Source organism: Chondromyces apiculatus DSM 436, assembly GCF_000601485.1.
GTDB classification, from domain to species: domain Bacteria; phylum Myxococcota_A; class Polyangia; order Polyangiales; family Polyangiaceae; genus Chondromyces; species Chondromyces apiculatus.
In genome coordinates, this window is the sequence record NZ_ASRX01000143.1 from 1 (window position 1) to 8,220 (window position 8,220).

Genomic DNA, 8,220 nt, shown 5'->3' on the forward strand with positions numbered 1-8,220 from the left:
ACGGGGGCGGGAGCAAGGACGGGGGCGGGAGGAAGAAGGCTGCGAAGGGCGCTGCGTCGGCCGCAGAGGTCAACCCGGCCACGCCGGCCAAGGCCTCGCAGGAGAGGTTGCTGCCGTCGCTGAGTGCGTTGTTCCCGGCGGGGCCGGAGGGAGAAGCGCGGTGCCAGGCGCTGCTCAGCGATCTGGTGGAGCAGGCCGACCTGCTCGATGGGACCTCGCGCCGCAAGGGCAGGCGCGGCAAGCAGGCCGACCTCCTGGACGACCTCTGCGATGCCGAGGTGCAGGTGCGGCTGGAGGAGGGAGCGGTCAGGAGGCGCGCGCCGGTTGCCCTCGACGGCCCCGAGGTGGCCGGTCTGATGAGGCGGTTCCCGTCGCTGGTCGCGTACCACTGCCCCGAGCACGCGCACCGGGTGAGCGACGTCCCCGAGAGGACGGATCTGCGCGCGCTCGCCGAGCACTACCGCAAGGAGGTGGCCTCTCGGCACGAACATGTGCGGCTGCTCGGTCTGCCGCCCGAGGTGCTGCGGCAGCGGGACCTGCGGGGCATCCAGCTCAAGGACATCTTCGTCCCCCTGAGCTTCGTGCCGGAGAAGCACCGCGAGCAGCGGCAAGGCCTCGGCGCTCTGGTGAGGGAGGGGCGGAGCGTGGTGGTGCTCGGGGATCCGGGCATGGGCAAGACCACGCTGCTCCTGTTCCTGACCCTGTGCAGCGCCGGGGCGGTGTCGCTGGATGGCGTCCCCGAGCCTCCCCGCGTGCCGCTCTTTCTCTCGCTGCGCGAGCTTGCGCTGGAGCGCGTGAAGAACCCCGAGCTTTCCTTCCTCGGCTACCTCGCCCTCCGGGCCCGCACGGACCTGAGCCTCCCCGAGGCGAGGCCGGCCCTCTTCGACGCGGTGCTGCGGCTGGGGCAGGCGACGGTGTTGCTCGACGGGCTCGACGAGGTGGGCAGCAGCGCGGCCCGGAGCCGCATCGCCCAGGATATCCGCCGGTTCCAGGCGGAGTACCCGCGCTGCGCCACCTGGGTGACCTCGCGCGTCTACGGCTACACGCCAGACGTGGCCCTGCCCGAGCGGGTGTTCGCGCACGTGCGCGTCGAGCCGCTCCGGGACGACCAGGTGGAGGACTTCCTCCGGCGCTGGTACGCGCTCCAGATCCCTGACAATCCCCGCGAGCAGGAGGAGCAGCGGGCCTCGCTGCACCGGGCCATCTTCCGCACCAGCGGGGTGCGGCGCCTGGCGGGCAACCCGCTGCTGCTCACGTTGATGGCGTTCATTCACCGGGTGGTGGGGGATCTGCCCCAGGATCGCGGCCGGCTGTACGAGCAGTGCGTGGAGATGCTGCTGCGGAGCTGGCTGGAGGCGAAGCAAGGGCCGGACGGTCACGTGGAGCGGCACCCGTTCGAGGAACTCGGGCTGCACCAGGAGCGCCAGAAGGACTACCTGGCCCACCTGGCGCTGCACATTCAGGGCAGGCCGGAGCTGAGGGGCGAGGAGGCCCGGGGGCTCATCGCACGCGACGAGGCCCTCGATTGCCTGGCGCGGCGCCACTTCGAGCAGAGCCAGCGGGAGCGGCCCCACATCGGCCTTGCGGACGCGCGGGAGGAGATGCGGCATTTCCTCGACTTCATCGGGGACCGGGCTGGGCTCCTGCTCGATCGCGGCGGCGGCAAGCTTTCGTTCCTGCACCTCTCCTTCCAGGAGTACCTGGCCGCGTGGGTGTTCACCTGCGCGCCCACAGAACACGACAACCCGGGCTTCTTCGTGGAACACCTGGGCGATCCCGCCTGGGAAGAGGTGTTGCTGCTGCGGCTGTACGTGGTGCAGCGCATGGCGGGTGGCGGTGGCAACAGGGCATTCGATGCCATCATGGCTGTCGTCTTTCGGGAGCTGGAGCAGAGGGACGCGCCCGAGGGCTGGCTGACGCTGACGCGCGCCCTGCGGGACAACCTGACCTTCACGGACCGGGACCGGCGGCAGATCCTCACCAGGGCCATCCAGCTCTGGGCGGCGAGCCCGGCGTTCTCCGGGGTGTGGTTCACGGCGCTGGAGGAGGTGAAGCTGTTCTCTCCTGCCTCGGGCAAGGTCCTGGCCGAGTTGCTGGCAGCGGCGGTGCGGGGGACCCGGGAAGCGCCCGTGGAGGAGGCGGTGGCCTGCCTGCACCTGGAGATCAAGCTCTTCGGCCTCACCGAGGAGGCCGTGGCGCGCGTACAGGCGAGCCCGCGCCTGCCGGAGGTGCTGCCGCATCTGGCAGCGCTCGTGGCCGAGCCCGCGCTGGCGCCGGTGCTCGCTGGTGTGAAGGTCGAGGATTGGGATGCGGTCTTCGCGGCGCTGGAAGGGGCGACCCTCTATGAGCTGACCCTGGGCTGGGCTACCGGTGCTGGGCAGGCACCTGGGCCGCTCGCGGTGCAGGGGGCCACGAACTGGATGCGGCGCAAGCTCAGTGAGGAGGCAGCCTCGCGGCGGGTCTTCGCGGCGGCACATGCGGCCAGCGATGCGTGCAGTCTCTTCATCCAGACCGGGCGTTTGTACGTGGAGGATCCCTTGTACAAGCTCGACATCCCGTTCGCGGGAGCATTGGTGCCGGAAGATCAGTTTGCGCAGGTCGGAGGAGCGGCACGTCAGCGCGTTCTGCACGCTGTATCGTTGGCCTCGGAGCGGCTGGAGATACACCATGCCGCGATTGATCCCTTTGGATCTCCACGAGTGCGCTGGGCGAGCACGTGGATGAAGGAAATGCTGATGCATTTCACTCCTACTCCGACCTTGTTCGAATCGATGCTTGATCAAATGTCTGCTGTATTCGTCCATTTCTTCGGTCGTAGATATGTCGCCGACTTCACCCGCCACATGGGTCTATACCTCGGCGACGACATCAACCGCGACTTCGGTCATGTCCTTCTGCGTGCCTTCACTCGCGATTTTGGCAAGCATTTTAGCCGTGACTTCGGTCGTGACTTCGGTCGCTCCCTTCTTTACACTTTCAGTCGTTATTACGACCAAGAGTTCGCGCGCGCTTTTGTTCGCGACTTCGGTCGCGGATTCGAACGCGACCTTGCTCGTCTCTTCGTTCAGAACTTCGGCCGTGGGCTCGGTATCGCGGGATCTTCGGGCGGTGGTGAAACGCAGATCAAGGAAGTACTCAAGGACGATGCCCGCGTGCTCTGGTTGATAAATCAAGAGCACTTCTGGAAAGAATGGGCATGGACGCGTCCTATCCTGCCGGCGGAACTGGACATGAAGATTGGCGTGCAGGCGCTGCAGGTTCATCTGGAGAACCCTTTGGGCCTCGCCTCGCTGCTCGGGCGCATGCAAGAGTTTGCGCTACTTCACCACCTGTTCGCCTACGCGCGCTACATGGCGTGCCTGGCTCCCCGACAGGGCCTCCCGGAGGAGAAAATAACGGCCTGGTTCGAGCGCCACCCCGTCGACGTCCACCTGGTGGCCTGGTCATGGCAGCAATTCGCTGATGATATCCAGCGCAACCTGGGTGGCCTACGTGGCGCAGAGGGCGCGTTGGCGATGGTGCATGCACAGTATGCCTCGCTGATGACCGGCATCCAGCTAGACGGGAACGGAACGCGCTGGCGGCATCTGCTCGACACCCGGGAAGGCGGCCTTGATAGCCTCTTGGAAGCGTCCCTGCCCAGCGCCGCGGGCGGCTCGACCTCGCCGCCTTCGGTGTCAACAGCCACAGCGGCGAGCAGCGCTGCAGAGGCGGCCCATCCCGCGCCCGCAGACCCGCCCGTGCCTGCACCGCTGCTGACCTGGCTGCACCTCTCGGACATCCACTTCGGGCACCCGAGCGCGGGGCACCGCGCCGATCGGAAGCTCGTCCTCGACAAGTTCCGGGCCGACGTCGCCACGTACCGCGACATCGGCGTGCCGCGGGTGGACATGATCCTGGTGACGGGCGACATCGCCTGGAGCGCACAGACCGCGCAGTACGAGGAAGCCAGGGCGTGGCTGCACGAGGTGGCCAGCCTCGTCGGGGTCGATGCTGACAAGATCTTCGTGGTGCCCGGCAACCACGACGTCGACCGCAACGCCGACAAAGATCGGACGACGAAGCGACTTCTCCGTGACCTTCGCGAGAACGACGAGTCGCTGGACGAGGTCCTCACGGATGCCGGCGATCGTGCCCTCCTGGCGGGGCGGCAGCGCGCCTACCTCGACTTCGTGAAGGCCATGGGCCCTGCTTGCCTGGGCACTCCGCCGGGACCGGAAGCCCCGCTCTGGTGGCGTGCCCGGGTGGAGGGTGTCGGAGGCCTGAAGGTACGCCTGGTCGGCCTGAACACCGCCCTGCTCGCGGCCGACGACAAGGATCAGGGCAAGCTCCGCGTCGGCAAGACGCAGGTCGCCGAGCTGCTCACGGGTCCGTCGCCCGCGGAGGACGAGCTGGTGCTCGTGCTCGGTCATCACCCCTCGCAGCACGGCTGGCTCGCGGACCAGCGGGACGTCGACCACGAGCTGCGCAGCAGGGCGCACCTGCACCTCACGGGGCACGTGCACGACCACGAGACGGAGGCGCTCCTTGCGGGAGGAGGGATGGGGATCGTGCGCGTCGTGGCCGGCGCAGTGCACGGAGACGCAGCGGCGCCAGGGACGGCATTCGGCCACGGCTACTCGTTCGGCGCCATCGTGGACGGGGGCGATGGGACGCTGCAGGCGCGGATCTACCCGCGGCGGTACTCGGACAGGAACCGTGACTTCCGGCAGGACACCGAGAACGTCCCCAAGGGGCACTCGTACGCCGAGCACGTGATTCCAAGGCTGAAGTGGCGACGGTAGTGCTTCCTCTGCATGTGCGTCGTGGATAGCTGAGCGCGCGCAAGGTGGGATGCGTTCCCTCGGCGTGCGTGCCTCCGGCGAATGTCGCGCTCGCGGCGCTGGCCGGGGCTGCGGGGCTCGGGCAGGAGCAACGGCGGCTGTACATGGACAGTGGTACTACCGTCGCTGAACGAGGCGGCGAAGCGGAGCCTGGGGGCAATGATGAAGAGCGGTTACCAGTCCCAGAGCGCGTTCGCGCGCAGCTACGTGGCCGAGGGGCGGCAAGAGGGGCGACAGGAAGGCCGGGACGAGGGGCTCCGAGAAGGGGCGCTCAGGGCCAAGGAGCCATGCGCCTGGGTGCTCGCGTGCTCGCTGTCGCAGCCAGCCTGCTCAGGGAGAAGCGACAGCGGGCACCGGAACCGCACCGCGTGGCCAATCACCAGCAGGCACTCACGCTTGAACAACCCCGCCGGTAACTGGCCCTGAAAAGAGCGACTCTCAACGCAACCACGCATGCTCTGACAGTGATCCGCGTAATACGTGCGGGGGGGGCGGATTGGAGAGGGCATCGCATGGTCTGCCGAAGGGCAGTTCCGAGCTTCGGCCTGAGACGGAGAGAGGTTGTATCGGGAATCACCTCGATAGGGAGGGGGGGGCGGAGAGGGGCTGTATCGAGGCTCACGTCGATAAGCAGGATGTATCTGGTGCGTGGAGAGGGGCTGTATCGAGGCTTACCCCAGGAGGGCGGGGGGGCGTGAGGATGGCGCATGGCGTGAATCCTCCGACTACTTACGCGGAAACCACGTTTTTTCTCACGTGTGACGGCCTGAAGAAAAACATGCCTGGCAACCCCGTTGGCCTGGCAGTTTGTATTGCGTGCTCGATGGGAAAAGTTCCCCATAAAATCACGTGTGGCGAGGGGAATGTTTTGAATGAACTGAATAATGGTACTAGGCATCGGCGCGAGGACTGTCGTAGATCTCACGCCCGCTAGCAGTTGCCAGTGGACAGTGGTGCGGCGGCGTCACCGGCGTGGATGCGCCTGTGCGCTGTTTCCGAAGGAGAACGACATGCCCTCGACGACGCACGAAGCTCTGCTCATGCTCATCCGCGATAACCTCAGTCTCCTCGGAGAACGCAGGAGCGAGAGCTTTCAGCAGGTGATGTCTTCGCTCGCGGGGGCGGTGGTCGTCTCAGGGGATGCGACGGAGACGACGCCGGTCGAGCGACGGGCAGACCTGGTGGTGCTGTGCAAAGGAGAGAATGGGGAGAACACGCTCGCGATCATCGTCGAGGTGCAACTGTCCGAGGATCCGAGGAAGCTCGCTACCTGGCTGGTTTATCTCACCGGGGTGCATGCGCGCTACCGGTGCCCGACCTTGTTGATGGTGGTGACCACGAGCCCGGAGGTGGCGGCCTGGTGTGCGCGGCCGATTGAGACGGGCCACCCGGGGTTCGTGCTCGAGCCGCTGGTGCTGGGGCCGAAGCAGGTGCCGGTGGTGCGCGACGTCGAGGAGGTGCTCGCCAGGCCAGAGATGGCGGTGCTCTCAGCGCTCATGCACGGGAAGAGTGACGCGGGTGGGGCAATCGCCAGGTCGTTTCTGGGTGCCGCTCACGGGCTCGTGGACAAGCTCGGTGAGGATCGGGCCACGCAATACCTGGATCTGGTGCTACTAAGCCTGAATGAGGAGACGAAACGGACCCTGGAGGTGGACGTGAAAGGCGGGTACGAGCCCCAGAGCGAGCTGCTTCGCATGGTAAAAGCACAGGGCGATGCGGAAGGGTCGCTCAGGACTGCGGCGGAGGCCGTCCTGAAGGTGCTCGGCGCCCGGGGAATCGTGGTGCCGGAGGACGTGCGCGCACGGGTGCTCGGCAGCGAGGACTCCGTGGAGCTGGATGGGTGGCTGTGCCGCGCGGCGGTGGTCGGAGATGCGCGGGAGCTGTTCACCGCGACGTGAGCGTGAGCGTGAGCGTGAGCGTGACGCCTTCGTGACCGGGGTGTCGGGGCGGGAGGTCGCTCCTGAACACTTCTTCACACACCCGGTGGAGCGGCGTCGGTAGTGTCCAGGGGGGTGGCGGTGGATGGGGCGCCGCGCGGTCGGAGGAGAGGCACCACACATGGCCTTCAAGGGCGCAAAGGCATTCCTGGGTGACGCGCTGGGGAAGCTCCTGTTTCGCGAGGTCGCGGTGACGGAGCTGGTGGAGGTGGCGCCGAGCTTCCGGAAGATGACGCTCGCCGGGGCCGAGCTTCGGGGCGCGTCGTTCAGCGCGGGCGACAAGGTGCAGGTGATGCTGCCAGAGGTGGGGTCCCGGACGTACACGCCGTTCGCGTTCGACAGGGTAGAGGGGGCGATGCAATTCCTCACGTTCCTGCACGGGGACGAGCCAGGGGCGCGGTGGGCGAGGGGGGCGAAGGTCGGGGATCGGATCCGGGTGTTCGGGCCCCGCGGGTCGTTGCCGCTCGCGTCGCTCGATGGGGCGCTGGTGATCTTCGGTGACGAGACCTCGTTCGGGGTGGCGCGGGCGGCGTCCGAGGCGCGAGGGACGTCGGGCGCGTCGGGCGCGTCGGGCGCGTCGGCGTGCGTGTTCGAGGTGTCGGCAGGTGACGCGGCGAAGGTCGCGGTGGAGGCGCTGGGTCTCGACAAGGCGGTGCTGGTCGAGAAGACCGGGACAGGGAGCCACCTCGCGGCGGTGGAGGCGCGGCTGCGCGAGGCGCTCGGGGAGAGCCCGCGGGCGCACCTGGTGCTGACGGGGAAGGCGCAGTCGATCCAGGTGCTGCGCGCGGCGTTCAAGGCGCGCCCTGCGCCGTGCGCGGGGCAGAAGGTGAAGGCGTACTGGTCGGTCGGGAAACGAGGGCTCGACTGACCGTTGCGCCTCTGGCTTCGCTGATGTTCCAGGGGTGGTCTCTTCGGCTAACGTGAGGACGCCATGAAGGGCGCGGCGCCGGAGAGGCTCGATCTCGCGTGTGCGTGGCTGGTGGAGGCGACGCCGCGGGAGCAGGTGGTGGCGCTCGCGGCTGCCGCGGAGATGGTGCTGCCCGCGTGGAAGCGCTACGCGCGCGAGCTTGCGGCGCTGGAGGGGGAGGGGGAGGACGAGGAAGAAGCGCGGTCCTTCCGGAAGGCTCCGGTGCAGGCGCTGGCTGCCTCGCGGGCGTGGCTTCATGCGGGAGGCTCGGTCGAGGCGCTCTGGAGGTGGGCGGAGGCCGCGTACAGGGCGGTGGAGACGGCAGCGGAGGACGCGCATGCGAGTGAGCTTGCGTCGCCTGCTGCGGGCGCGGCGGTGGTGTGCGCGGTGGCCAGCTACGTGGCGCTGCGCGAGGCGCTGGCGGCTGCGGGGATGCCGGCGACGCCCGAGGAGCTGGGGCTCGCGCCAGGCTGGGATGCGTCCGAGGGGCTGTACGGGGCGTTCGAGGCGGCAGGGCTGGACGAGCACACGGAAGCGGCGTGGCTCGCGCGGT

General features: G+C 68.0%; 4 protein-coding genes. All 4 read left to right on the forward strand.

Features of this window, described 5'->3' with window-relative positions; genetic code table 11:
* On the forward strand, positions 1-4,784 hold a 4,784-nt coding region (locus CAP_RS46870; protein ID WP_156041682.1), incomplete at its 5' end, for a metallophosphoesterase.
* A 1,049-nt stretch (positions 4,785-5,833) separates the two neighbouring features.
* Positions 5,834-6,721, forward strand: a complete 888-nt coding sequence (locus tag CAP_RS42915; RefSeq protein WP_044252490.1) for a hypothetical protein — start codon at positions 5,834-5,836, stop codon at positions 6,719-6,721.
* Between the two features lie 160 nt (positions 6,722-6,881).
* Positions 6,882-7,628: a siderophore-interacting protein gene (locus CAP_RS42920; RefSeq protein ID WP_044252493.1), complete on the forward strand. Its 747-nt coding sequence runs from the start codon at positions 6,882-6,884 to the stop codon at positions 7,626-7,628.
* 63 nt (positions 7,629-7,691) lie between these two features.
* Positions 7,692-8,220, forward strand: a 529-nt coding sequence (locus CAP_RS42925; protein WP_044252496.1) for a hypothetical protein, incomplete at its 3' end; no start/stop codon positions are given.